The organism is Nocardioides sp. Z40_12 (assembly GCF_058215795.1).
In genome coordinates, this window is record NZ_JBZAJA010000002.1 from 368,150 (window position 1) to 392,064 (window position 23,915).

The 23,915-nt window shown below is 73.4% G+C and carries 23 protein-coding genes; 13 read left to right on the top strand and 10 right to left on the bottom strand.

Translation table 11 applies throughout. From position 1 onward, the window contains the following. Window positions 1-2: 2 nt before the first annotated feature. From AC4BG9_RS05000 to AC4BG9_RS05010, 3 genes are all read right to left on the bottom strand, one after another. Window positions 3-1,271, bottom strand: coding sequence for a CpaE/TadZ family protein (locus AC4BG9_RS05000; protein WP_490569973.1), 1,269 nt, complete (start codon window positions 1,269-1,271; stop codon window positions 3-5). Window positions 1,272-1,279: 8 nt separating this feature from the next. Continuing rightward, window positions 1,280-2,008: a Flp pilus assembly protein CpaB gene (cpaB, locus tag AC4BG9_RS05005; protein ID WP_490569974.1), complete on the bottom strand. Its 729-nt coding sequence runs from the start codon at window positions 2,006-2,008 to the stop codon at window positions 1,280-1,282. A gap of 157 nt (window positions 2,009-2,165) precedes the next feature. Then, window positions 2,166-3,953, bottom strand: a complete 1,788-nt coding sequence (locus AC4BG9_RS05010) for an AMP-dependent synthetase/ligase (protein WP_490569975.1) — start codon at window positions 3,951-3,953, stop codon at window positions 2,166-2,168. Window positions 3,954-4,088: 135 nt separating this feature from the next. On the opposite strand from AC4BG9_RS05010, the gene AC4BG9_RS05015 reads away from it, so the two are divergent. The 4 genes from AC4BG9_RS05015 to AC4BG9_RS05030 are packed head-to-tail and all read left to right on the top strand — an operon-like array spanning window position 4,089 to window position 7,109. Next, the gene (locus tag AC4BG9_RS05015; RefSeq protein WP_490569976.1) at window positions 4,089-4,526 is read left to right on the top strand and encodes an SRPBCC family protein; all 438 of its coding nucleotides are present in this window, start codon (window positions 4,089-4,091) and stop codon (window positions 4,524-4,526) included. 2 nt (window positions 4,527-4,528) lie between these two features. Then, window positions 4,529-5,695 carry an ArsA family ATPase gene (locus tag AC4BG9_RS05020; RefSeq protein WP_490569977.1) on the top strand — a complete coding sequence of 389 codons (1,167 nt, stop codon included), beginning with the start codon at window positions 4,529-4,531 and terminating at the stop codon, window positions 5,693-5,695. Then, window positions 5,692-6,153 (top strand): hypothetical protein, encoded by a 462-nt coding sequence (locus AC4BG9_RS05025; protein ID WP_490569978.1) that lies wholly within the window; start codon window positions 5,692-5,694, stop codon window positions 6,151-6,153. The genes AC4BG9_RS05020 and AC4BG9_RS05025 overlap by 4 nt, the downstream gene beginning before the upstream one ends. After that, window positions 6,150-7,109 carry an ROK family protein gene (locus AC4BG9_RS05030; protein ID WP_490569979.1) on the top strand — a complete coding sequence of 320 codons (960 nt, stop codon included), beginning with the start codon at window positions 6,150-6,152 and terminating at the stop codon, window positions 7,107-7,109. The genes AC4BG9_RS05025 and AC4BG9_RS05030 overlap by 4 nt, the downstream gene beginning before the upstream one ends. Here the strand turns inward: AC4BG9_RS05030 and AC4BG9_RS05035 are convergent. After that, window positions 7,094-8,332: an ornithine cyclodeaminase, nickel-pincer nucleotide-dependent gene (locus AC4BG9_RS05035; protein ID WP_490569980.1), complete on the bottom strand. Its 1,239-nt coding sequence runs from the start codon at window positions 8,330-8,332 to the stop codon at window positions 7,094-7,096. The genes AC4BG9_RS05030 and AC4BG9_RS05035 overlap by 16 nt on opposite strands. A 60-nt stretch (window positions 8,333-8,392) precedes the next feature. Here AC4BG9_RS05035 and AC4BG9_RS05040 point away from each other — a divergent pair, with 60 nt between their 5' ends. Beyond that, the gene (locus AC4BG9_RS05040; protein WP_490569981.1) at window positions 8,393-9,760 is read left to right on the top strand and encodes a hypothetical protein; all 1,368 of its coding nucleotides are present in this window, start codon (window positions 8,393-8,395) and stop codon (window positions 9,758-9,760) included. Here AC4BG9_RS05040 and AC4BG9_RS05045 read toward each other — a convergent pair. Together AC4BG9_RS05045 and AC4BG9_RS05050 are read right to left on the bottom strand one after the other, a co-directional pair. Then, entirely contained in the window at window positions 9,697-10,146 is a 450-nt protein-coding gene (locus AC4BG9_RS05045; RefSeq protein WP_490569982.1) for a hypothetical protein, read from the bottom strand. The genes AC4BG9_RS05040 and AC4BG9_RS05045 overlap by 64 nt on opposite strands. Before the next feature lie 38 nt (window positions 10,147-10,184). After that, entirely contained in the window at window positions 10,185-10,952 is a 768-nt protein-coding gene (locus AC4BG9_RS05050) for an alpha/beta hydrolase (RefSeq protein ID WP_490569983.1), read from the bottom strand. A 45-nt stretch (window positions 10,953-10,997) separates the two neighbouring features. Between AC4BG9_RS05050 and AC4BG9_RS05055 the strand changes: the two genes are divergently transcribed. The 5 genes from AC4BG9_RS05055 (at window position 10,998) to AC4BG9_RS05075 (ending at window position 15,203) form a co-directional block, all read left to right on the top strand. Further along, window positions 10,998-11,753 (top strand): lysophospholipid acyltransferase family protein, encoded by a 756-nt coding sequence (locus AC4BG9_RS05055; protein WP_490569984.1) that lies wholly within the window; start codon window positions 10,998-11,000, stop codon window positions 11,751-11,753. An 80-nt stretch (window positions 11,754-11,833) separates the two neighbouring features. Then, complete coding sequence (gene macS, locus AC4BG9_RS05060) at window positions 11,834-12,931, top strand: MacS family sensor histidine kinase (RefSeq protein ID WP_490569985.1); 1,098 nt, start codon at window positions 11,834-11,836, stop codon at window positions 12,929-12,931. Then, on the top strand, window positions 12,928-13,485 hold the full coding sequence (locus AC4BG9_RS05065) for a flavin reductase family protein (protein WP_490569986.1): 558 nt from the start codon (window positions 12,928-12,930) through the stop codon (window positions 13,483-13,485). Before macS ends, AC4BG9_RS05065 begins: the two co-directional genes overlap by 4 nt. A gap of 75 nt (window positions 13,486-13,560) precedes the next feature. Beyond that, window positions 13,561-14,193 carry a response regulator gene (locus AC4BG9_RS05070; protein WP_490570218.1) on the top strand — a complete coding sequence of 211 codons (633 nt, stop codon included), beginning with the start codon at window positions 13,561-13,563 and terminating at the stop codon, window positions 14,191-14,193. A gap of 47 nt (window positions 14,194-14,240) precedes the next feature. Then, entirely contained in the window at window positions 14,241-15,203 is a 963-nt protein-coding gene (locus AC4BG9_RS05075) for a hypothetical protein (protein ID WP_490569987.1), read from the top strand. Window positions 15,204-15,224: 21 nt separating this feature from the next. On the opposite strand, the gene glpK is transcribed toward AC4BG9_RS05075, so the two are convergent. From glpK to AC4BG9_RS05090, 3 genes are read right to left on the bottom strand one after another with little or no spacing between them, the layout of a single operon-like run. Then, window positions 15,225-16,691 (bottom strand): glycerol kinase GlpK, encoded by a 1,467-nt coding sequence (gene glpK, locus AC4BG9_RS05080; protein ID WP_490569988.1) that lies wholly within the window; start codon window positions 16,689-16,691, stop codon window positions 15,225-15,227. Continuing rightward, the gene (locus tag AC4BG9_RS05085; RefSeq protein WP_490569989.1) at window positions 16,688-17,548 is read right to left on the bottom strand and encodes a DUF1028 domain-containing protein; all 861 of its coding nucleotides are present in this window, start codon (window positions 17,546-17,548) and stop codon (window positions 16,688-16,690) included. The genes glpK and AC4BG9_RS05085 overlap by 4 nt, the downstream gene beginning before the upstream one ends. Continuing rightward, a complete protein-coding gene (locus tag AC4BG9_RS05090) occupies window positions 17,545-18,768 on the bottom strand; it encodes a pyrophosphate--fructose-6-phosphate 1-phosphotransferase (protein ID WP_490569990.1) in 1,224 nt (407 codons plus the stop codon). Before AC4BG9_RS05090 ends, AC4BG9_RS05085 begins: the two co-directional genes overlap by 4 nt. Before the next feature lie 110 nt (window positions 18,769-18,878). On the opposite strand from AC4BG9_RS05090, the gene AC4BG9_RS05095 reads away from it, so the two are divergent. From AC4BG9_RS05095 to AC4BG9_RS05105, 3 genes are read left to right on the top strand one after another with little or no spacing between them, the layout of a single operon-like run. After that, window positions 18,879-20,351, top strand: coding sequence for an APC family permease (locus tag AC4BG9_RS05095; RefSeq protein ID WP_490569991.1), 1,473 nt, complete (start codon window positions 18,879-18,881; stop codon window positions 20,349-20,351). 57 nt (window positions 20,352-20,408) lie between these two features. Next, window positions 20,409-21,746, top strand: a complete 1,338-nt coding sequence (locus tag AC4BG9_RS05100) for a class II 3-deoxy-7-phosphoheptulonate synthase (protein ID WP_490569992.1) — start codon at window positions 20,409-20,411, stop codon at window positions 21,744-21,746. 28 nt (window positions 21,747-21,774) lie between these two features. Beyond that, window positions 21,775-22,788, top strand: coding sequence for a threonine aldolase family protein (locus tag AC4BG9_RS05105; RefSeq protein WP_490569993.1), 1,014 nt, complete (start codon window positions 21,775-21,777; stop codon window positions 22,786-22,788). A gap of 14 nt (window positions 22,789-22,802) precedes the next feature. Here AC4BG9_RS05105 and aroF read toward each other — a convergent pair whose 3' ends face one another. Next, window positions 22,803-23,849 (bottom strand): 3-deoxy-7-phosphoheptulonate synthase, encoded by a 1,047-nt coding sequence (aroF, locus tag AC4BG9_RS05110; RefSeq protein WP_490569994.1) that lies wholly within the window; start codon window positions 23,847-23,849, stop codon window positions 22,803-22,805. Window positions 23,850-23,915: the final 66 nt, after the last annotated feature.

A 23,915-nucleotide genomic window follows, 5' to 3' on the forward strand; every position in this document is an offset into this window, starting at 1 on the left:
TGTCATCTCCTGCTGATGCGGAAGCGCTTCTGGCCCTCTTCGCGCTTCTCGGTGGGGGCAGGCGCCGGGGCCGGGGCTGCGGGTTCGGTCTTGACCGACTTGGGCGTCCTGGGTGCCTTCGAGGGCCGGGTCTTCGGCGACGGCAGGTCGGGGGTCACGGCGGTCTCGTAGCCCATCAGCTTCTCCGCCAGCGCCCGGACGGCCTTGGAGGAGGGGTGCGAGGGGGAGGAGAGCATCAGCGGGCGACCGGCGTTGGTGGCCTTGGCGATGTCCAGGGACGTCGCGACCCGGGCGGCCACGTCCATCCCCAGGATCCCCTCGACCTTGTCCGCCCCGATCCCGACCTGCTCGTCGGCCCGGTTGAGCAGGAGGTGACGGTGGCCCTCGGCGACCCCCAGCACGTCGAGGGTCTCCAGGGCGACCTTGACGTTCTTGAGGGTGGGCACGTCGAGCGTGGCGACGATGATGCAGTCGTCGGTCTCGTCGAGCGCGGTGAGGGTCTGCTCGTCGAAGGCCGGCGCGGTGTCGAGCACGAGGTAGTCGAAGTGGGCCTGCAGCGTCCGCAGCAGCCGGGTCACCAGCGCCCCGGTGACCCGCTCCCGGGCGTCGGGCTGGCTGGGCGCCGCGAGCACCATGAGCCCGCTCTCGTGCGGCGTCATCAGCTCCTCGATGAACGCGTAGTCCATCGACTGCTCGCCGCCGATGGCGTGCTCGATCGAGTGGGTGGGGAAGAGTTGGAGCGTGATCGCGATGTCGCCGAAGGCGAGGTCGAGGTCGACCACGCAGACCTTGTTCTCGCCCCCGCGCATCAGCGCGATGCCCAGGTTGACCGACATCGTGGTCTTCCCGACCCCGCCCTTGGGCGAGAAGATCGTGATGACGCGACCCAGTCGTGAGGAGGGCGCGGCATTGCCCCGCAGGGCGGCCCACAGGGCGTGGGCACGCTGCAGGGCGGCGTTGACCTGGGGCAGGTCGCTGGCGGTCACGACCTCCCTGACCCCGGCGTGCATGGCCCGGGTGAGGACGTCGGTGTCCACGGTGTCGCGCACCAGGACCACGCTGGCGGTGGGCAGCGCGGTGCGCATGCGGTCGGAGATCGCCATCGCCTCGGCGACCGAGAGGCTCGGCCCGAGCACCACGGCGTACTCGTCGGTGCGGTGCGCGAGCCAGCCGAACAGCCGCTCCTGGCTGTCGGCCACCTGCGTGCCCGCCGGCAGCACCGTCAGGAGGGCTGCTGCCTTGGCGGGGTCCGCGTCGAGAAGGATCGGCATCTTTTCGCCTAGCTGAAGAGGTTCTGGAGGGTCATGCCCTGGTTGGGCGCGACCTTGGTGTTGCCGGTGCGCAGACCGGCGGAGAGCTCTCCGTTGGTGGCGGCGAACATCAGCTTCTCCGCCTCGGCCTGGTCGACCGCCAGGGTCAGCAGCGTCCGCGGGAGCTGCTCGACGGTCTCCGCGCCGGTCTCGTCGGTGGAGGTGGTGGAGACCATGGTGGTCGAGCCCGCCGCGAGCACGGTGACCTGCGGCAGCAGCAGGCGGGTGAACGGCTTGCCGTCGTCGCCGGCACCGTTGAGCCAGATGGCGACGTCGGAGCCGGCGGAGACGAAGCCGGCGACCCGCGCGGTGTCGGTGAGCTGGACCGAGACGGCCAGCTTGCCGCTCGGGATGGGCAGCGCGGACGAGGCGCCGACCCCACCGAACTTCTCCGGCACGATCTGCTCGCCGGGGTAGATGTTGGTGTTGGCCGTGAGGCCCTCCAGCGACTCCGTGTCGGTGACGGCAGTCGGCAGGACCGCGTTGCGCGGCAGGTCCTGACGCTGGATCTTGCCGTTGGTCGCTGCGTCCGCGATCGACTCCCCGGTGACGATCGGGCTGACGGCGGTGAGGACCTGGACCGTGTCGTACTGCTCAGCGGCCCGGTTGTCCGCGCTCTCCACGTAGAGGTAGACGAGGGCGGTGCCGAGCAGCGCCACGACGACCGCTACGACGAGCAGGAGCTTGCGTCGATCCATGGGTTGAGCCTCCGGTCTCAAGCAGACCGGGGCTCTTCCGGGCCCGGTACTGCGTTCCTGTCCATTCCGTCACACCATGCCCAAGCGGCGAGAGGGGTGTGGAGGAAACTTCGGATCGAACGCTAGTGGTCTGTACCGGGTCTTGTTCGCGTTTTCGTCAAGGAAGGTAGAGCGCATCCACGTCGTCGCGGAACTCCCGCATGACGACGCTCCGCTTGAGCTTGAGGCTGGGCGTGAGGTGTCCCGCCTCCTCGGTCCAGGCGGCACTCAGGATGCGGTACTTGCGGACCGACTCGGCGCGGGAGACGGCGCTGTTGGCGTCCTCCACGGCGGCGTCGATCTCGGCCCGCAGGTCCTCGTCGAGGATGAGGTCCTCCAGCGAGCCCTTCTTGCCCCTGGTCTGCGCCCAGCCGGCCAGCGTCTCGGTGTCGAGGGTGATCAGGGCGCCGATGAAGGGCTGGCCGTCGCCGACCACCATGCACTGGTCGATCAGCAGGTGGGCGCGCAGCCGGTCCTCCAGCACGGCCGGGGCCACGTTCTTGCCCCCCGCCGTCACCAGGATCTCCTTCTTGCGGCCGGTGATGCGGACGAAGCCCTCGTCGTCGATCTCGCCGACGTCACCGGTGTGGAACCAGCCGTCGGCGTCGATCGCCTCGGCGGTGGCCGCCTCGTTGTTCCAGTAGCCGGCGAAGACCTGGCCCCCGCGGAAGAGCAGCTCGCCGTCGTCGGCCACCCGCACCGTGGTGCCGCCGAAGGGGCGGCCCACCGAGCCGACCTTGTGGGCGTCGGGGAGGTTGACGCAGAGGGCCGCCGTGGTCTCGGTCAGGCCGTAGCCCTCCAGGACGGTCAGCCCGATGCCGCGGTAGAAGTGGCCGAGCCGCTCGCCGAGGGGGGCTCCGCCGGAGACCGCGTGCAGGCAGCGGCCGCCGAGGGCGGCCTCGAGCTTGGCGTAGACCAGCTTGGTGAACAGGGCGTGCTGGAGCCGCAGCGAGAGCGGGACCCGGCCCTTGTCCTGGGCCTTCGACCACGCGATGGCGATCTCGGCGGCCCGGTTGAAGATCCTGCCCTTGCCGTCCGCGGCGGCGTTCTGCGAGGCGGTGTTGAAGACCTTCTCGAAGACCCGCGGGACGGCCAGGATGAAGGTGGGGCGGAAGACCTGGAGGTCGGCGACGAGGTTCTTGATGTCTGCGCTGTGACCCAGCACGACCCGCCGCTTGATCGCGCCGATCTGGATGATGCGGGCGAACACGTGGGCCAGCGGCAGGAAGAGCAGGGTGGAGGCCCCGTCGGTGAAGAGCTCGTCGAGCTCGTCGACCGCGACGCTGAGCTCGAACATGAAGTTGCCGTGGGTGAGCATGCAGCCCTTGGGCACCCCGGTGGTGCCCGAGGTGTAGATCAGGGTGGCCAGGTCGTCGGGACCGGCGGCGGTGCGGCGTCGCTCCAGCTCGTCGTCGTCGACCTCCTGGCCCAGGCTGGTCAGCACCTCCAGCGCCCGGTCCTCGATCGACCACAGGTGGTGGAGGCACTCCAGGTCGGCGCGCACGTTGGTCACCCGGGCGGTGTGCTCCGGGGTCTCGCCGATCACCGCGCGGGCCCCCGAGTCGGCCAGGATCTGGTGGATCTGCTCCGAGGAGGACGTCTCGTAGACCGGCACGGTCACCGCCCCGGCGAACCAGATCGCGTAGTCCAGGAGGGTCCACTCGTAGCGGGTCTTGGAGATCAGGGCGACCCGGTCGCCGGGCTCGAGGCCGGCGGCGATCAGCCCCTTGGCGACCGCGCTCACGTCGGCGAGGAACTGCCCGGCGGTCACGTCGACCCATTCCTCCCCGGTGTTTCGCCGGAAGGTCACGGCGTCCCCGGCGAGGCGGGCGTTGGTGACGACGTCGTCGGTGAGGTTCCCCTCGGTGGGGATCTCGGTCGTCAGGGGCGTGGAGAACTCACGCAAGTCGGGTGCCTCCTGGTTCGGGGTTTACAGGCCGCACGTTACCGCCGGGTCCGCCGGGGTCCTGATCCGGTAGGGTCGCGCACCTGATCCGAATCCGTCGGTCATCACCGGCCGGCGACCAACGAGGGGGCAGGGATGGCCGAGCAGACCACGTCGTCCATCGTGATCGACGCCGAGCCGCGTGCGGTGATGGACGTGATCGCCGACTTCGAGGCCTACCCCGCGTGGGCCAAGGGCGTGCGCACCGTCGAGATCGTCGACCCGGGCACCGGCGACCGCGCCGACCAGGTCTTCTTCGCCCTCGACGTCTCGCCCATCAAGGACGAGTACACCCTGGCCTACCAGTGGGACGGCGACCGTGCGGTCACCTGGACCCTGGTGGAGGGCAAGATGCTGCGCGCCCTCGACGGCGCCTACCTGCTCAAGGACCGGGGTGACGGCTCCACCGAGGTCACCTACCGACTGGCCCTGGACGTCTCCGTCCCGGTGATCGGGATGCTCAAGCGCAAGGGCGAGAAGATCCTGATCGACACCGCTCTCAAGGGCCTGAAGAAGCGCGTCGAGTCGCTCTGACCTTGCGAGTCCTTCTCTTCACCGGCAAGGGAGGCGTCGGCAAGTCCACGGTCGCGGCCGGGACGGCCGCGGCCTCCGCCCGCGCGGGCCGACGGACCCTGGTGGTCTCCACCGACGCCGCCCACTCGCTGGCCGACACCTTCGGGGTGAACGCCGGTGCCGAGCCCTGCGAGGTCTCCTCCGGCCTCTTCGTGCAGCAGGTCGACGCCCAGCGCCGCTTCGAGGAGTCGTGGGCGCAGATCCAGGCCTACCTGCGCGAGGTGCTCGACGTGGTGGGGGTGGACCCCGTCGCCGCCGAGGAGCTGACGGTGCTGCCCGGCGCCGAGGAGGTGCTCGCCCTCCTGGAGCTGAGGCGGCAGGTCCGCTCGGGCGACTGGGAGACCGTGGTGGTCGACTGCGCGCCGACCGCCGAGACGCTGCGCCTGCTCGCTCTCCCGGAGGCTCTCGGCTGGTACATGCGTCGGGTCTTCCCGGTGCAGCGCCGGGTCGTCCGCACCCTCGCTCCGGTCCTGGGCCGCGCCGCGGGTGTGCCGATGCCCGGCGATCCGGTCTTCGACGCCGTGGCGCGCCTGCACGACGAGCTGGGGGAGGTGCGCGAGCTGCTGACGGCGCCCGGCGCGAGCGTGCGGCTCGTGCTCACCCCGGAGCGGGTGGTGGTGGCCGAGGCGCGCCGCTCCTGGACCACCCTGTCCCTCTTCGGCTACACCGTCGACGGGGTGGTCGCCAACCGGGTCTTCCCCGCCGACGCCGCCGACCCGTGGCGTCAGGGCTGGGTCCGGGCCCAGGCGGAGGTGCTGGACGACGTCGCGCGGTCGTTCGCCGGGCTGCCGGTGTGGCGGGCCGACTACCAGGCCCACGAGCCGGTGGGCGAGCCCGCCCTGGCCGCGCTGGCCGACGGGCTCTACGCCGGGGACGACCCGCTCGCCCCGGCCTCGGCCGCGACGCCGTTCGAGGTGACCCCGACGTCGGCGGGCTTCCTGCTCAGCCTGCGTCTGCCGCTGGCCGATGCCGGCGACGTCGACCTCGCCAGGCACGAGGACGACCTGGTGGTGACGGTGGGCTCCTACCGGCGGGTGCTCACCCTGCCGGCAGCGCTCTCGCGGCTGCGGGTCTCCGGGGCGCGGGTGGAGGATGGCCGGTTGCAGGCCCGTTTCGAGGAGGCAGGATGACCGCGGATCCCGAGGACGTCGAGGGCGCGCCGGAGATCGGGTCGCTGGGCGAGGAGGCCCTGCGGCTCCTCGGCTCGCTGGCCGCTCTGGCGCGCGAGCACACGGCCGGGCTCGGCCACGATGCGGTGCCGGACGAGGGGCCGGACGAGGTGCCGGACGAGGGGCCGGACGAGGGGCCGGGCGAGGATGCGGGCCAGGCCCGTGGCGACGGGTGGCAGGCCGCCACCGGCCCGTCGGAGTGTGCCGTCTGCCCGGTGTGCCGCACCATGCACGCGCTGCGCGGGCTCAGCCCCGAGGTGACGTCGCACCTGACCTCGGCGGCGACCCACCTGCTCCAGGCCGGGCTCGCCGCCCTCTCCCAGGTGCCGTCCCCCTCCGGGAGCGGCGAGCAGCGCCCGGACCCGTCGGTGGAGCACATCGACCTGGGGGCGGAGTGGCCCGAGGACCCCGCGGAGTGAGCGAGCCGGTCTGGGTCGGCGTCGACATCGGCGGCACGAAGATCCTCGCGGGTGCGGTCGGCGAGGACGCCGCGGTGACCGGTACGGCCCGCCGCGCCACCCCCGGCCGGACGGCGCCCGTCGGCCTGGTCGAGGACGCGCTCACCGAGGCGGTCCTGGAGGCCGCCGGCGGCAGGCCGCTGGCCGGCATCGGGGTGGCCGCGGCCGGGTTCGTGGACGTGACGGGGGAGCGGGTCGTGTTCGCCCCGCACCTGCCCTGGCGCGGCGACCCGGTGCGCGACCGGCTCAGCGAGCGCCTGCGCGCCCCGGTGGTGCTGGAGAACGACGCCACCTGCGCGGCCCTGGCCGAGTCGGCGTACGGCGCGGCACGCGGCGCCACCAGCGCCGTGGTGGTGACCATCGGCACCGGGATCGGCGGCGGCCTCGTGCTGGGTGGGGAGATCCTGCGGGGCGCGGGCGGCATGGCCGGGGAGGTGGGGCACATGAAGGTGGTGCCCGACGGAGCCCCCTGCGAGTGCGGCGGACGAGGCTGCTGGGAGCAGTACTGCTCGGGGCGGGCGCTGCTGCGGCAGGTCCGCGAGGACTGGGGCGCCCGGTCCGGCCTGCTCTCGGCGCCCACCGGCGGCGACCCGAGCCGGGTGACCGGCCCGATGGTCTCCACCGCGGCAGCCCAGGGGGACCCGCTGGCCCGGCGGGCCATGGTCGAGGTCGGGCGCTGGCTGGGCCTCGGGCTGGCCAACCTGGTGGCGGCCCTGGACCCCGCCTGCCTGGTGATCGGCGGCGGCCTCGCCTCCGCCGGCGACCTGCTGCTGCGGCCGGCCCGGACGGCGCTCGAGGGCTCCCTGGTGGGAGCGGGTCACCGGACCGTGCCGCCCCTGCTCCGGGCCGCGCTCGGCCCGGAGGCCGGGCTGGTGGGGGCCGCTCTGCTCGCCCGCCGGGCTCAGGCGCGGCGGTAGCCCGGGACGAGCTCCTGGGCGAGCTGCTCGAGGAAGAGCCCCACGTCGGTGACGATGCCGCGCGCCTGGGACGAGCCGCGGTCGGCCAGCTTGGTGACGGTGGCGGGGTTGATGTCCACGCACACCAGCGGGATCGAGGCGGGCAGGATGTTGCCGGTCGCCACCGAGTGCAGCATGGTGGCGACCATCAGGCAGAAGCCGACCCCGGGCAGCTCGGCGCGCATCGCCCGCTGCCCCTCCAGCACGTCGGTGTGGACGTCGGGCAGCGGGCCGTCGTCGCGCACCGAGCCGACGAGCACGAAGCGCTTGCCGTGGGTGACCAGCGCGTGCATGATCCCGCCGGTCAGGACGCCGCTCTCGACCGCCGCCGCGATGGAGCCCTCCTTGCGGATGGTGTTGATGGCGCGGATGTGGTGCTCGTGGCCGTGCTTGACCCCGCGTCCTTGCGCCAGGTCGACGCCCAGGCTGGTGCCGTAGAGGCTCGCCTCGATGTCGTGGGTGGCCAGGGCGTTACCGGCGAAGAGCACGTCGACGAAGCCCGCCTCGACCATCGCCACCATCGCCGGGGCGGCGCCGGTGTGCACGACGCCCGGCCCGCCCACCCAGAGCACCCGCCGCCCGGCCGCCTTGGCCTCGCGCATCCCCTCGGCGACCTGGCGCACGAGCACCGCCTGGGGCTTCTCCGACGACACGTCCGACTCCATGAAGCCGAAGTGCTCCTGGTGGCGGTCGACGTCCGGCACCGTCACCCGGACCCCGGCGGCGCCGCAGACGACCTCCATCCCCGCCCGGACGTCGGACATCGGCAGGGTGACGATCCTGGTGCGACCCGCCTCGTGGGTGACCACCAGGCCGCAGTCCATCTCCGGGTTCTCCACCGGGTGCCAGGTCCCGGCGAGCCGGACCTTGGTGGGCAGGTTGGTGGTGGAGTAGAAGCCGTCGGGGAAGACCCCGTCCTGGTCGCAGGTCGAGACCGACGCCTCGCCGGGATCGACCATGTTGACGCCGCGGGTCTGCAGTCGCATCAGCAGGCGCTGGAGGGCCTCCTCGTCGGCCGCGGAGACGGTGATGGTGGCGGTCGAGGTGTCCGCAGCCTCACGGCCCACGTCGATGGAGTCGATGACCCAGTCGCCCTCGTACTCGCGGATGTCGTCGAGGATCTGGGAGAGGACACCGCTGTCCATCAGGTGGCCGGTGACCTCGACGGTCTCAGTGCTGCTCATCTCCCAGACTCTAGTGAACGTGCGAGGCCTCCGGAGGCGGCGCACTGGCACACTCGGCGGATGCCGGCCCATCCTCTCGCCCGCACCGCGGTGATCCTCACCGCGTGGCTCGTGCTGGTGCAGACCGAGCCGGTGGGCCCGCTGCTGCTCCTCCCGGTCCTGGTGACCGGACTGGCCCTGTCCTCGGTGGCGCTGGTGGTGACCGGGCGCGGCCGGCCCGGCCGGCGCGACCCCTTCCTCCTCGTCGTGGCACTGACCGGCTACACCGTGCTGGTCACCGCGCTCCAGCTCTCCCGGGAGCACGGGCACGGCCCGGCCGGGGAGGCCGCCATCGCGCTGGGACTGGTCGGGCTCGGCCTGCTGGCGCTCCGCGGCGACCGGGCCGGGGCCCTGGGGTTCTCGGGCCTGCTGCTCGCCGTGGCCGGGCTGGTGCTGGCCACCTTCTGGACCACCGAGCACTGGATCGACGTCCGGCTCCTGCTCGAGGGCGGCATCGACGCGCTGCTCTCCGGCGTCAGTCCCTACTCGATCACCGTGCCCAACCTCTACGACGCCGAGAAGAGCGCGATCCTCTACGGCCCGGGCGTCGTCGAGGACGGCCGGGTGGTGTTCGGCTACCCCTACCTGCCCGCGGTGCTGCTCCTCGACGTGCCCGCCCACCTGCTCGGCGACGTCCGGCTGATGCACCTGTTCGCCTTCCTGGCCACGGGGGTGGTGCTGCGTCACCTCGCCACCGACCGGGTGGGCCGGGCGCTCGCGGTGATGTGGGTGACCGCGCCGATCTCGCGCACCCTCCTGGTCGCCTACTGGATCGAGCCGGTGATGGCGCTGCTGCTCGCCCTGACGGCGTGGCTGCTGGTGCGGGGCCGGCCGGTGGCGCTCGGCCTTGCGCTCGGCGCGCTGCTGGCCTCCAAGCAGTACCTGGTCGTCGTGCTGCCCCAGCTGTGGACCGTGTGGCGCTCGGGTGGCCGCCGGTCCGTGGCGGTGGCGGTGGGGGTGGCGGCCCTGCTGGTCGGTGCCTTCCTCGCCTGGGACCCGGGCGCCTTCTGGCGCTCCGTGGTGGAGTGGCACTTCATCCAGCCGTTCCGCCGCGACTCGATGTCGCTGCTGCCCGGTCTCGCCGAGCTCCTCGGGCCGCTGCCCGGATGGTTCGTCTCGGGACCCTCGCTGCTGCTGGGGGTCTCCGTCTCCGCGCTCGTGGCCTGGCGCGCCCGCCCGGGTGCCACGGCACTGACCCTCGGCATCGGGCTCAGCCTGCTGGTCACGGTGATGTTCTCCAAGCAGGCGTTCGTCAACTACTTCGGCTTCGTCGGGGCCGCGTTGCTGCTGGCGGCCGCGACGTGGCACCGCGACGACCCCGTGGATCAGAGCCGGGCGCCGTTGTCCCAGGGGTCGCGGGGCTCGGGATCCATCGAGGCGACGAGGTAGAGGAAGCCGCCCACGAAGGCCCCGCACAGCGCCAGGACGACCAGCGCCGGGGGCCGCAGGTCGAGCACGGTGACCAGCAGCAGGACCAGGGGGGACCCGAGGGTGCCGGCCCACGCGGCCTGACGCGCGGGCGAGGCCCGGGGGAGCGGGGGCGGCGGCGGCGGGACGAACCGCTCCTCGTCCTCGACCTCCCTGGCCGGGGTGGGGTCGGCCTCCTGGTGGAGCCCGTCGTGGAAGTCGCTCGGGCCGGAGTCGGGGCCGGGATCTGCCACGGGGTCGGGCCCTGGGTCGGGCGCGGGGGTCTCCTCGGCGTCGGGCAGGGCGGCCCGGTCGCCGTAGTTGTCGACGATGGCCTGCCAGGCCGCGTCGTCGTCGCGTGCGCTCACGTGTCGAGGTTAGCCCGGCGGTGCCTGCCGGGCCCGGCTCAGACCGCCACCCGGGCCACGAAGCGCGCCGACTCCGCCCAGATGGTCGGGGCGTCGTTGTCCAGGGTGGCCACGTGATAGCTCTCCGGCAGGGTCCTCACCGTCAGGTCCTTGCTGGAGACCCGGCTGCGGATGATCTCCAACGACGAGGGGTCCACCACGTGGTCGACGTCGGACTTGAAGTAGAGGAGGGGACTCGTGACGGCCGGCAGGTCGGCGCGCAGCCGCTTCCACTGGGTCATCATCGAGTGGGTCGCCCTGAGCGGCGTGCGCGAGTAGCCGTGCTCCTGCACGCCCGGCCGCTTGATGTCGTCGGTGATCCCGGCCAGCGAGGGCACGACCCACTTCAGCACCGGCAGGGCCAGCACGTCCTTGCGGGTGGTGTGCACGGCCGGGTTGACCAGCATCACCCCGGCGACCTGCTCGCCCCGGTCGGCGGCGAGCCGCAGCGTCAGCGCGCCGCCCATCGACAGACCGCCCACGACGACGGCGTCGTGCTGGGCCCGGAGCCGGTCGAAGGCCCGGGCCACCTCGGCGTACCAGTCGTCCCAAGTGGTCGCGTTGAGCTCCTGCCACGAGGTGCCGTGGCCCGGCAGCCGGGGCACCTCCACGGCGTAGCCGTGCTCGGCGAGTGCCTCGCCCCAGGGCTTGACGGAGGCGGGGGAGCCGGTGAACCCGTGGCTCAGCAGCACCCCGATGCTGCGCCCGCGGGTGCGCTCGGGGACGGCGGGCACGGAGAGCGGGGCGGCGAGGGGGTGCAGAGGCATGGGCGCATTCTGCACGAGGGGTTTTGGAGGGGCTAGGCTCGCGTCGTGCTCTACTGGTTCTTGAAGAGGATCGCCCTCGGGCCCCTCCTGCGACTCGTCTTCCGTCCTCAGGCCTGGGGGCTGGACAACGTGCCGTCCGAGGGTCCCGCGATCCTGGCCAGCAACCACCTCTCCTACGCCGACTGGCTCTTCATGCCGCTGACCCTGCCGCGGCGGGTGACGTTCGTGGCGAAGGCGGAGTACTTCACCACCCCCGGCATCAAGGGCTGGTTCCAGAAGAAGTTCTTCAGCGGCTCGGGCCAGGTGCCGATCGACCGCAGCAGCGGGAACGCGGCCGAGGGCGCGCTCAAGTCGGCCAAGGAGATCCTCGCCCACGGCGACCTCTTCGGCATCTACCCGGAGGGCACGCGCTCCCACGACGGCCGGCTCTACCGCGGCAAGACGGGCGTGGCCCGGCTGGCGCTGGAGACCGGCGCGCCGGTCATCCCGGTGGCGGTGGTGGGCACCGACGTGGTGGCGCCGCCCGGCAAGAAGTTCGGCAGCTTCACCCGGCCGGTGGTCCGCTTCGGCAAGCCCCTGGACTTCTCCCGCTACGAGGGCATGGAGAACGACCGCTACATCCTGCGCTCCATCACCGACGAGATCATGTACGAGATCATGCGGCTCTCCGGTCAGGAGTACGTCGACATGTATGCCGCCCGCGCCAAGGACGAGTCGAAGAAGGCCGACGAGTCGGCCCGTCGTGCCGAGCGCGCCGCCGCGGCGCAGGAGGACTCGCCCGAGTCGAAGAAGGCGTCCTGACCGGGCCGGGGGGATCCTCGCCCCGCGTCGACGACCCGGCGGCGGTCTCGGTCGCCGACCGGCTCTTCGCGGCCCTGGCCGTGCTCAGGGTCGTGGTCACGCTCAACATGGTCGGGCTGACCATCTGGCGCTGGCAGAACTTCGAGCGGCCGGGCGCCACGCTCGTCGTGCTGGCCGCGCTCGTGGCCTGGACGGCGTTCGTCCTGGTGGCCTACCGCGTCCCGAGCCGGCGCACCGCCGCCCTGCTGGTCGCCGACCTGGCGGTGGCCGCCGCGGCGATGGCCTCCACGCCGTGGCTCAAGGGGGACGAATTCCGGGCCACCGTCCCCGGCTTCTGGGTGATGGGGGCGCTGCTGGCCTGGGCGGTCCACTGGCGCTGGCGTGGCGGGCTGGTCGCGGGCACGGTGCTCGCCGTCGTCGACGTGGCCATCCGACAGGGGGAGGTCACGCAGACCAACTACGGGCACATCTTCCTGCTCCTGCTGGGAGGCAGCGTGGTGGGCTACATGTGCCAGTCGCTCCAGGAGATGGCCGCGGAGCGGGCCCGGGCCGAGCGGGAGGCGGCCGCCGCTGCCGAGCGCGCCCGGCTGGCCCGGGCGGTGCACGACGGCGTGCTGCAGGTGCTGAGCCTGGTGCAGCGTGCCGAGGGCCCCACGGAGTGGGCTGGGCTGGCCCGGCTCGCGGGGGAGCAGGAGACCCGGCTGCGCTCGCTGATCCACGCCCAGGACGCCGTGGTGCCGGGTGGTAGGCACGACGCCGCGGTGCAGGCCGACCTCGCGGCGGCGCTGGAGGCCCTGGCCTCGCGGACCGTCACCGTCGTCACGCCCGGGACACCGGTGCCGATGACCGCCCACCGGGTCGGGGAGCTGGTCGCCGCGGTGAGCGCCTGCCTGGACAACGTCCGCCTGCACGTGGGCCTGGAGGCCCCGGCCTGGGTGCTGCTGGAGCAGCTCGGCGACCGGGTCGCGCTGAGCGTGCGCGACGAGGGCCCCGGCATCGATGAGCGACGCCTCCTCGAGGCGGAGCGGGAGGGCCGGCTCGGTGTCGTCTCCTCCATCCGGGGCCGCGTCGCCGAGCTCGGCGGCCGGTGCGAGCTGACCACCGGCCCCGGCGGGAGCGAGTGGGAGCTGGTCGTCCCCCTGGGACCCGCCCGGCAGCCCGGGGGGCCGGGCCGATGACCATCCACACCTCGCACCCGTTCGCCGCTCCGGAGCCGGAGCGCGACCCGGCGCGCCGCCTCCGGGGCCGCCTCGGCGGGGTCGTCACCCTGTGGACCGCCGGCGGCGGGCGGGACCGGGCCGGCCTGACCGTCTCCTCGGTGATGGTCGCCGGTGGCGAGCCCGGTCGGGTCCTGGCACTCGTCGACCCCGACTCCGACCTGGCCGACCGCCTGCTCGAGACCCGGCGAGGGCTGATCCACCTGCTGGACTGGCGGCACCGCGACCTCGCCGACGCGTTCGCGGGTGTGGCTCCCGCACCGGGCGGACCCTTCCGCCTGGCCGACTTCGCCGAGGAGCCGCACGGGCCGCGCCTGGTCTCCGCGCGCTCGGGGGCGGTGCTGGAGCTCGAGGACGCCCGGGAGGTGGGCTGGTCGCTGCTGGTCACCTGCACCCTGGGCCCGGTCTGGCTCGACGACGAGCCCGGCCCGGGCGAGCCGGACGCCGGCGACGCGGCCTCGCCGCTGCTCCACCACCGGGGCCGCTACCGGCACGTGGCCCGCCCCGGGCACTAGGGCACTTAGGGCACCTGGGCACCTGGGCACTAGGGCACTAGGGTGCGGCGGGTGAGCGAGCAGCCGATCCGCGTGATGGTCGTCGACGACCACCCGATGTGGCGCGACGCGGTCGAGCGCGACCTCCAGGCGGCCGGCTTCGAGGTCGTGGCCGTGGCGGCCGACGGGGCCCAGGCGATCGCGCGGTTCACCGCCGTCCGCCCGCAGGTGGTGGTGCTCGACCTGCAGATCCCCGAGCCCTCGGGGGTGGAGGTGACCCGGACGGTGCTGGCCACCGACCCCGGGGCGCGGGTGCTGATCCTGTCGGCCTCCGGGGAGCAGGCCAGCGTGCTGGAGGCGGTGAAGGCTGGTGCCACCGGCTACCTGCTCAAGTCGGCCTCCCGGTCCGAGCTGCTCGAGGCGGTCGGGCGGGTCGCGGCGGGCGGCACGGTCTTCACCCCCGGCCTGGCCGGACTCGTGCTCGGCGAGTACCGGCGGATGGCCGCGCCGCCGGACCGGGCGCCCGACGTCCCGGAGCTCACCGAGCGCGAGACGGAGGTGCTGCGGCTGGTCGCCAAGGGCGTCGGCTACCGGCAGATCGCGGAGCGCCTCTTCATCTCCCACCGCACGGTGCAGAACCACGTGCAGAACACCTTGCGCAAGCTCCAGATGCACAACCGCGTGGAGCTGACCCGCTACGCGATCGAGCAGGGCCTGGACGCCGACTGAGCGCCGGGTCCGGGCGCGGTCGGCCCGAGCCCCCTATGCTCGTCGGCGTGCCGGCGGACCCCCTGATCGCTGTGGCCGACGAGCTCTACGCGCTGCCGCCGGCCGAGTTCACCGGCGCCCGCGACCGGCGCGCCAAGGAGCTGCGGAGCACCGACCGCGCTCTCGCGGACCGGGTCAAGGGTCTGCGCAAGCCCTCGGTGGCGGCCTGGGTGCTCAACCTGCTGGTCCGGCGCGAGCCGGAGCAGGTCGACCAGGTGCTGGCCGTGGGGGAGGCGCTGCGGGAGGCGCAGCAGTCGCTGGACGGCGAGCAGCTGCGCACGCTGACCCGGCAGCGGCGCCAGGTCACCGCCGCCCTGGCTGCCACGGCCAGGGCCCGGGCCCGGGAGGAGGGTCAGCGGGTGAGCGAGGCGGTCGCCGAGCAGCTCGAGGCGAGCCTCACCGCCGCCCTCCTCGACGAGGGCGCGGCAGCCGCGCTGCGCTCGGGCCTGCTCCTCTCGGCGCTGCGGGCCACCGGGGTGGACGCCGCCGAGGTGGGCGAGGCGCTCGCCGTGCCCGAGGCCCTGGGGCACCTGGCTACGGCCCGGGGGGCAGCGGAGCGCTCGCCCACGGCGGCCGGCGAGGGCGACGCGCGCCCCGCGTTGCGGGTGGTCCCCGATCCCGACGCCGCGCTCAAGCGCCGCCGCGAGGCCCAGGAGCGGCTGCGGACGGCCGAGGCCGGCCGGGACCGGGCCCGGGAGCGGTCCGAGGCGGCGGCCCAGGAGGTCGCCGACCTGGAGGCGCGCAGCCTCCAGCTGGTCGCGGAGATCGAGGAGCTGCAACGTCGCGTCGCCGACCTGGAGGCGGCCGCCGAGGAGGTGGACGACGAGCTCGCGGAGGCCGAGGAGGGCGCTGCCACCGCGAGCGAGGAGCTCGCCGCTGCCGAGGACGAGGTGGCGCAGGCGCGCACGGTCCTGGAGACGCTGGGGCGGCAGCGGTCGCCGGACGGCCATCCGGCCGGTGACGGCGGGTGACGACGCAGGGGTGACCGGGCGTCAGGCCCAGCCCTTGGACCGCTCCACCGCGCGGCACCACGTGGCGTAGGCGGCGTCGGACCTCTCGGCGTCACCGGTGGGCTCGAAGCGGCGGCCCAGCTGCCAGGTCTCGCGCAGGTCGTCGGTCGACCCCCAGACGCCCGTGCCGAGCCCGGCGAGGAAGGCGGCGCCCAACGCGGTGGTCTCCACGATCGTGGGCCGCTCGACCGGCACCCGCACCTGGTCGGCCTGGATCTGGCACAGCAGGTCGTTGGCGGCGGCACCGCCGTCGACCCGCAGGGACGCCAGCGCCGGCATGGTCTCCAGCACGTCACGGACCTCGAAGGCGATGGCCTCCAGGGTGGCGCGCACCAGGTGGGCCCGCGTCGTGCCGCGGGTCAGGCCGATGACCAGGCCCCGGGCCAGGGGGTCCCAGTGGGGCGCCCCGAGCCCGGTGAGCGCCGGGACGAAGACCACGCCGCCGGAGTCGGGCACGGTGCGGGCGATCCCCTCGGTCTCGGCGGCGGAGCCGATGATCTGCAGGCCGTCGCGCAGCCACTGCACCGCGGCGCCGGTGACGAAGATGGAGCCCTCCAGGGCGTAGGTCATCGTGCCGTCGGGGCTGCGCCAGGCCGCGGTGGAGAGCAGCCCGGACCCGGGCCGCGGGAGGGTGGTCCCGGCGTTGGTGAGGATGAAGGAGCCGGTGCCGTAGGTGCACTTGGAGTCCCCCTCCTCGAAGCAGGTCTGGCCGAAGAGGGCGGCCTGCTGGTCGCCGGCGATGCCGGCCACCGGCAGCGAGAGACCGCAGAAGACGGCCGGGTCGGTGACCCCCACCTCGCCCCAGCTGGGGACGATCTCGGGCAGGGCGTCCCTGGGCACCCCGAAGAGGTCGCAGAGCTCGTCGGACCAGTCCCCGCTGGCCAGGTCGAAGAGCAGGGTGCGCGAGGCGTTGGAGACGTCGGTGACGTGCCAGGTGCCGCGCGTCATCCGGCTGACGAGGTAGGAGTCGACGGTGCCCACGGCGTAGCGGCCGGACTCCACCAGGGCCCAGGTGTGCGGCTCGTTCTCCCGCAGCCAGGCCAGCTTGGTGCCCGAGAAGTAGGGGTCCAGGCGCAGGCCGGTGAGCTCGCTGACCCGCTTCTCGTGCCCCTCCTCGCGCATCCGGGTGCACAGGTCGGCGGTCCGCCGGTCCTGCCAGACGATCGCCCGGCGCGGGGACCCGAGGGTCTCGCGGTCCCACAGCAGGACGGTCTCTCGCTGGTTGGTGATGCCCAGGGCGGTGAGCTCGTCCGGGTCGACCTGGGCCAGCACCGCCCGGGTCGCCTCCAGGGTGGCCTGCCAGATCTCCTCCGGCCCGTGCTCGACCCAGCCCGGGCGGGGGAAGTGCTGCGGGAACTCCTGGTAGCCGCGGGCGCTGATCGCCCCGTCGGGGGTGATCACCACCGCGGTGACCCCGGTGGTGCCGGCGTCGATCGCCAGGATGCTCATCGGTCTCCTCCCTCGTCGTCGCCGGGCGCGTCCTGCGGAGAGGTGGCGCGCAGGATCGCCAGGACCTGCCGGTCGATCCACCGGGGCGCGAGCCCCGGGGCCACCCGCATCTCGTAGTTCTGGGAGCCCACCCACTCCGCGACGTGCTCGTGGCCGAGCGCGCGGGTGCGGCGCACCAGCTCGGCCGCCAGGGTCGGGGTCACCTCCACCCGCTCCTCCTCGGTGCTCGCGGTGAGGTAGAAGTCGCTCAGGTCGAGCAGCCGGACCAGCTCGGTGGTCGGGTCGGGGTGGTCGTCGACCCGGAGGTCGACGGCGACGTCGTCGCGCCCGCCGTACCCGGCGCCCTCACGCACCACCAGGAGGGCCGCCGACTGGCGACCCCGCCGGTCGCCGCCGGCGTCGTCCCCCGCCGCCAGCGAGGCGAGCAGGCGCCGGGGGAGGGGGAGGTCGGGGTGGGCCTCCCAGGACTCGACCATCGCGTCGAGCACCTGGGGACCGGTCAGGATGTTGCCCTGCGCCGCGTAGCCGGGACCGGTGCGGTGCCCGGCCCAGTCGAAGCAGCGCCTCCCGGTGAAGGCGGCGGCGCCACCCTCGGCGTCCACCACGCCCACCTGGCGGTCGTGGTGACCGGCGTCGTGGGCCACCAGGCGGGCCACCACGGCCTGGGCGGTGCTCCCCTCCCGCAGCAGCGCCAGGGCCTCGCCCTTCCACGCCACGTTGGCGTCCGCCTGGGTGGCGACCGCGCCCACCCCGGCCGAGGCCGCGGGCACGGCCGAGCCGACCGCGAGGAAGCGGGAGGCGACCGCGACACCCCAGGAGAGCCCGTCGTCGCTGCGGGCCACCAGCGAGAAGGTCATGCCTCCCGGCCCCCGGGGCCGGCGGCCTGGCCGGTGGCCCGGAGGATGTCGGTGAACCAGGGCTGGTCGACGTCGAAGGCCTTGTGCCCGGCGATCCGGTCGAGCTCGATCGCCCGGAGCTCGTCACCGCGCTCCTCGTCGTGGCCGATGACCCCGGCCTCGCCCCGCAGGGCGCACTCCACCGCCAGCTGGGCCATCTCCCGGATCAGCGAGAGGTCGGTCGGGTTGGCCGGGGCGGACCGCGAGAAGTAGCCCGACTTCTGCACCATCGTCTTCTCCGCCCCGACCCGGTCGGCGAAGGCCTGGGCGAAGTAGCTGCCCGGGTTGATGGTGTCGAGCTTGACGTGGCCGAAGGCGTCCCGGTCGACCGGCGTGCCCGAGGCCTCGAGCTCGGCCACGATGTCGGCGACCCCGGCCCCCTCGGCCAGGAAGATGTTGACGCAGCCGATCTCGTCCATCACCTCGCGCAGGCGCCGGGCCTCGGACTCCAGGTCGATGGGGAGCTCGGGCAGGTAGACCGCGTGGATGCCCCAGCGCTCGGGCGTCAGACCCAGGCTCGGCAGCCACTGCTGCTCGGCGTGCCAGGCCAGGTAGTCGCGGGCGGCGGCGGCCGTCAGCCATCCGCAGTTGCGCCCCATCACCTCGTGCACGATGAGCATCCGGGGGCTGGACCCGTGCTCGGCGAGCACGTTGCGGGCGAAGAGCGAGGCCTGCTCGGCAGCGGTCTGGGCGCCCAGGCTGGTGCGGATCGGCACGATGTCGTTGTCGATGGTCTTGGGCAGCCCGACCACCGTGAGGTCGATGTCCTGGGTGCGCAGGTAGGCGGCCAGGTCGGCCGCGGCCGTGTTGGTGTCGTCCCCGCCGATGGTGTGCAGCACCGAGACGCCGTCGGCCACCAGCCGCTGGGCGGCGGCCTCCAGGGCCGTCTGGTCGGGGCCGATCAGGCCGCGGCGCCGGCAGTCCTCGTCGTTGGTGAGCTTGACCCGGCTGTTGCCCAGCGGGCTCCCGCCGAAACGGTCCAGCACCGCGGCGTCGCGCCGGGCCGCCGCGTCGACCACGACGCTGTCCCCGGTGAGCAGGCCCTGGTAGCCGTGCCGGTAGCCCAGGATCTCGGTCTCCGGCGAGACCCGGGTCCAGGTCTCGATCAGCGCACCCACCGCCGAGGAGAGGCAGGGGGCGTAGCCGCCGGCGGTCAGGACTGCAACGCGATGAGGAGCCATGGCGCCATCCTAGGTTTGATCGATCCGGGACGGGCAACGTTCCTTGCCACGCGGTCCGTTGGGGACCACAGTGGGGCCATCAGCTCCGCGCACGGGTGAGGGGAACGCACATGCCGGACTCGCAGGGCCACGACGTCACCACCACCGCCCCGGCACCCGGCGGCGAGCCGGAGCTGCGCCGGGTGATGGGCCCCCGCCTGCTGCTCCTCTTCATCATCGGCGACATCCTCGGCGCCGGCGTCTACGCGGTGACCGGGGAGATGGCGGGTCTGGTCGGCGGGCTGGTCTGGCTGCCCTTCCTCCTCGCCTTCATCGTGGCCACGCTGACCGCGCTCAGCTATCTCGAGCTCGTCACGAAGTATCCCCAGGCCGCCGGCGCCGCCCTGTACGCCCACAAGGCCTTCGGCATCCACTTCGTCACCTTCCTGGTGGCCTTCGCGGTGGTCTGCTCGGGCATCACCAGCGCCTCCACGTCGGCCAACGTCCTCGCCCAGAACCTCACCGGCGGGCTGGTGGTCAACGGCTGGCTGGACGAGGCGCCGGGCTCCGGCGTGATCATGGCGATCGCCATGGCCTTCATGGTGCTGCTGGCCCTGATCAACCTGCGCGGGGTCGGGGAGTCGGTGAAGTTCAACGTGGTCCTGACCCTGGTGGAGATGACCGCCCTGGCGATCGTGATCGGAGTCGGCTTCTGGGCGCTCGCCCAGGGGGAGGGAGACCTGGGGCAGGTCTTCACCTTCCGCGACGCCGGGGACAAGGGCCTCTTCATGGCCATCACCCTGGCCACCTCCATCGCCTTCTTCGCCATGGTCGGCTTCGAGGACTCGGTCAACATGGTCGAGGAGTGCCGCGAGCCGGAGCGGATCTTCCCCCGCACCATGCTGACCGGCCTCGGTGTGGCGGTCCTGATCTACATGCTGGTCGCGGTGGCCGTGGTGGCGGTGCTGACCCCCGGCGAGCTCGACACGATCAACGAGTCCGAGGGCCGGGCCCTGCTCGAGGTGGTCAGCAAGGGAGCGCCGGACTTCCCCATCGACCGGGTCTTCCCCTTCCTGGCGGTCTTCGCGGTCGCCAACACCGCGCTGATCAACATGCTGATGGCCAGCCGGCTGCTCTACGGCCTGGCCCGCCAGGACGTGCTGCCCCGCGCGCTGGGCAAGGTCTCGCCCGGCACCCGCTCGCCGTGGGTGGGCATCATCTTCTCCACGGTGCTGGCGCTCGGGCTGATCTGGTACGTCGCGATCCAGTCGGACTCGCCGGTGGTGAGCAACCTCTCGACCACCACCGCCCTGCTGCTGCTGGCCGTCTTCGCGGTGGTCAACATCGCCTGCCTGGTCCTGCGCCGGGAGCCGGACAGCGGCTTCTTCCGCTCGCCCGGCCCGACGCCGGCGGTGGCCGCACTGCTCTCGGTCGCCCTCATCGTCGTCCCCTGGGGGGAGCGCGAAGCGATCGTCTACGAGATCGCCGGCGGGATGCTCGGCATCGGCATCGCCCTGTGGGTGGTCACCTGGCTGGTCAACCGCGGGGGGCGGGCGAAGAAGACCGGGTTCCGCGACATCGAGCACCTGGGCGGCGACGACTGAGCGTCCAGCGCCCGGCGGCGAATCGGGCGCGCGGCGGGACGGACGTAGGGTTGTGGCGTGAGTACCATCCCCTCCCTCGAGCAGCTGCACTCCCTCGGTGCTGCCCAGCAGCCCTCCTACGGCGACCCGCAGGAGGTGGCGCGCGCCGTGGCCCGGCTGCGCAAGTCCCCGCCGCTGGTCTTCGCCGGCGAGTGCGACGACCTGACGCAGAAGCTGGCCGCGGTCACCCGCGGCGAGGCGTTCCTGCTCCAGGGGGGCGACTGCGCGGAGACCTTCGACGGCGTCACCGCCGACAACGTGCGCAACAAGCTCCGGGTGCTGCTCCAGATGGCGGTGGTGCTGACCTACGCCGCCTCCGTGCCGGTGGTCAAGCTCGGCCGCCTGGCCGGGCAGTACGCCAAGCCGCGCTCCTCCGACACCGAGACCCGTGACGGTCTGACGCTGCCCGCCTACCGCGGCGACGCGGTCAACGGCTTCGAGTTCACGCCCGAGTCGCGGGTTCCCGACCCGCATCGGCTGGTGGAGGTCTACAACGCCTCGGCCGCCACCCTCAACCTGGTCCGGGCCTTCGTCACCGGCGGCTACGCCGACCTGCGCCAGGTCCACGCCTGGAACACCGACTTCGTCCGGGACTCCCTCGCGGGCCAGCGCTACGAGAAGGTGGCCGCCGAGATCGACCGCGCCCTCACCTTCATGCGGGCGATCGGCGCCGACCCCGACGAGTTCCACCGGGTCGACTTCCACTCCAGCCACGAGGCCCTGCTCATGGAGTACGAGCACGCCATGACGCGCATCGACAGCCGCACCCAGGAGCCGTACGACGTCTCGGCGCACTTCCTGTGGATCGGTGAGCGGACCCGTCAGCTCGACGGAGCCCACGTCGAGCTCCTCAGCCACGTGCGCAACCCGATCGGCGTCAAGCTCGGTCCCACCACGACCCCGGACGACGCCCTGGCGCTCGCCGCCCGGCTCAACCCGGCCAACGAGCCCGGCCGGCTGACCTTCATCACCCGGTTCGGTGCCAACCGGATCCGCGAGGGCCTGCCCGAGCTGGTGGAGAAGGTCACGGCGGCCGGCGTGCAGGTCGCGTGGGTCTGCGACCCGATGCACGGCAACACCTTCGAGGCGTCCTCGGGCTACAAGACGCGCCGTTTCGACGACGTGATCGAGGAGGTCCAGGGGTTCTTCGACGTGCACCGCACCGTGGGCACCTGGCCGGGCGGGGTGCACGTGGAGCTGACCGGCGACGACGTCACCGAGTGCGTCGGCGGCGGCGAGCTGCTGGACGAGGCGGGGCTCTCCGACCGCTACGAGTCGGTGTGCGACCCGCGGCTCAACCGGGTGCAGTCGCTGGAGCTGTCGTTCCTCGTCGCGGAGATGCTGCGCAAGGCCTGAGGGGGCGCACCGACCTAGGATCGGTGCCGTGACCGATCTCGTCGACCTGCGCTCCGACACCCTGACCGCGCCCACCCCCGAGATGCGCCGGGCCATGGCCCGGGCCGAGGTGGGGGACGACGTCTTCGGGGAGGACCCGACGGTGCGGCGGCTGGAGGAGCGGGTGGCGGCCCTGCTGGGCCACCAGGCTGCGCTCTTCACCCCCACCGGCTCGATGGCCAACGTGCTCGCCGTGGCCGCCCTGGTCGGACCGGGGGAGGAGGTGCTGTGCGAGGCCTCGGCCCACATCGCGCGGGCCGAGCTCGGCGCCCACGGAGCCGTCTCCGGGGTGACGATGCGCACCTGGAGCCACCCACGCGGCGGGGTCGACCTGGCGGCGGTGGAGCGGATGTTCGCCCCCGACCTGGGGCCCTACTTCGTGCAGACCCGGGCCGTCTCGGTGGAGAACACCCACAACTTCGCCGGGGGCACGGTGCTGCCGCTCGCCGAGCTCGACGCCCTGCGCGCCTTCGCCCTCGGGCACGGAGCGGCCGTCCACCTCGACGGTGCCCGGATCTGGAACGCGCACGTCGCCTCCGGCGTGCCGCTGGCCGACTACGGGGCCCGTGCCGACGTGCTGGCCGTCTGCCTCTCCAAGGGGCTGGGGGCGCCGGTGGGGTCGCTGGTGGTCGGCTCGACCGACGTCGTGGCGCAGTCACGGGTGCGCCGCAAGCGGCTGGGCGGCGGGATGCGCCAGGTCGGCATCCTGGCCGCGGCCGGGCTCCACGCCCTGGACCACCACGTGGAGCGGCTCGCAGACGACCACGCGCGGGCCCGGCGGCTGGCCGAGGCCTGCGGTGTCGACCCCTCCGGCGTCGAGACCAACATCGTCCTGCTGGAGCGCGACGACGCGCCCGCCTTCGTCGCCGCCGCGGCGCAGGAGGGCGTGCGGGTCAGCCAGGTGGGTCCCCGGACGGTGCGGCTGGTCACCCACCTCGGCGTCGACGACGCCGGGGTGGAGCGGGCGGCCGCCGTCCTGGGGCGCCTGAGCCGGGACGCCTGAGCCGGGCCGCCCAGCTAGGCGCCCACCCGGGGCGCCGCCGCCCTGCGGCCCACGGCGGCGGGCAGGCGCCGCACCAGCTGGGCCAGCTCACGCAGGTCGTTGCCCAGCAGCGCCTGCGGCCCGTCGCAGAGGGCCTCCTCGGGGTTGGGGTGGACGTCGACGATGACGCCGTCGGCGCCCACGCCGATCGCCGCCCCGGTGAGCGGGACCACGAGGTCCTTGCGGCCGCCCGCGTGGGACGGGTCCACGATCACCGGCAGGTGGCTGGTCGCCTGGACGACCGGCACGGCGGAGATGTCGAGGGTGTTGCGGGTCGCCGGCTCGAAGGTCCGGATGCCCCGCTCGCACAGGACGATGTCGAGGTTCCCGCGCTGGGCGATGTACTCGGCCGCCATCAGCCACTCCTCGATGGTGGCCGTCATGCCGCGCTTGAGCAGCACCGGCTTGCCCGAGCGGCCGACGGCCTGGAGGAGGCCGAAGTTGGCCATGTTGCGGGTGCCGATCTGGAGCATGTCGGCGTACGCGGCGACCACCTCCACGTCGCGGGCGTCGACCACCTCGGTGACGATCGGGAGGCCGGTGGCGTTGCGCACCGAGGCGAGGATCTGCAGGCCCTCCTCGCCCAGGCCCTGGAAGGCGTAGGGCGAGGTGCGCGGCTTGTAGGCGCCGCCGCGCAGCAGGGTCGCCCCCGCCGACTGCGCCATCCGGGCGGCCGAGAGGGTCTGCTCGGCGGTCTCGACGGCGCACGGGCCGGCGATGAAGGTGAACGTGTCCGGGCCGATCGGCACCTGGTTCCCCTCGGGGCCGACCCAGACCGTCGAGCGCTGGGGGTGGTGCTGCCGGCTGACCAGCTTGTAGGGGTCGGAGATGCGGTGCACGTCGGCGACCCCGGGCAGGGCACGGAGGTTGAGGTGGTGGAACGACTCGATGTCTCCGACGAGCCCGATGATGGCCCGCTCCACCCCGGTGGAGACGAACGCCTCACCGCCGACGCTCTCGACGCGGGCGACCACGTGGGCGATCTCCTCGTCGGTGGCTCCGGGGGACATGACGACGACCATGGGTTCTGCTCCTTCGTGTGGCGGCTCCGACCCCCAGACGGAAAACGCCCCGGGCCGGAGCCGGGG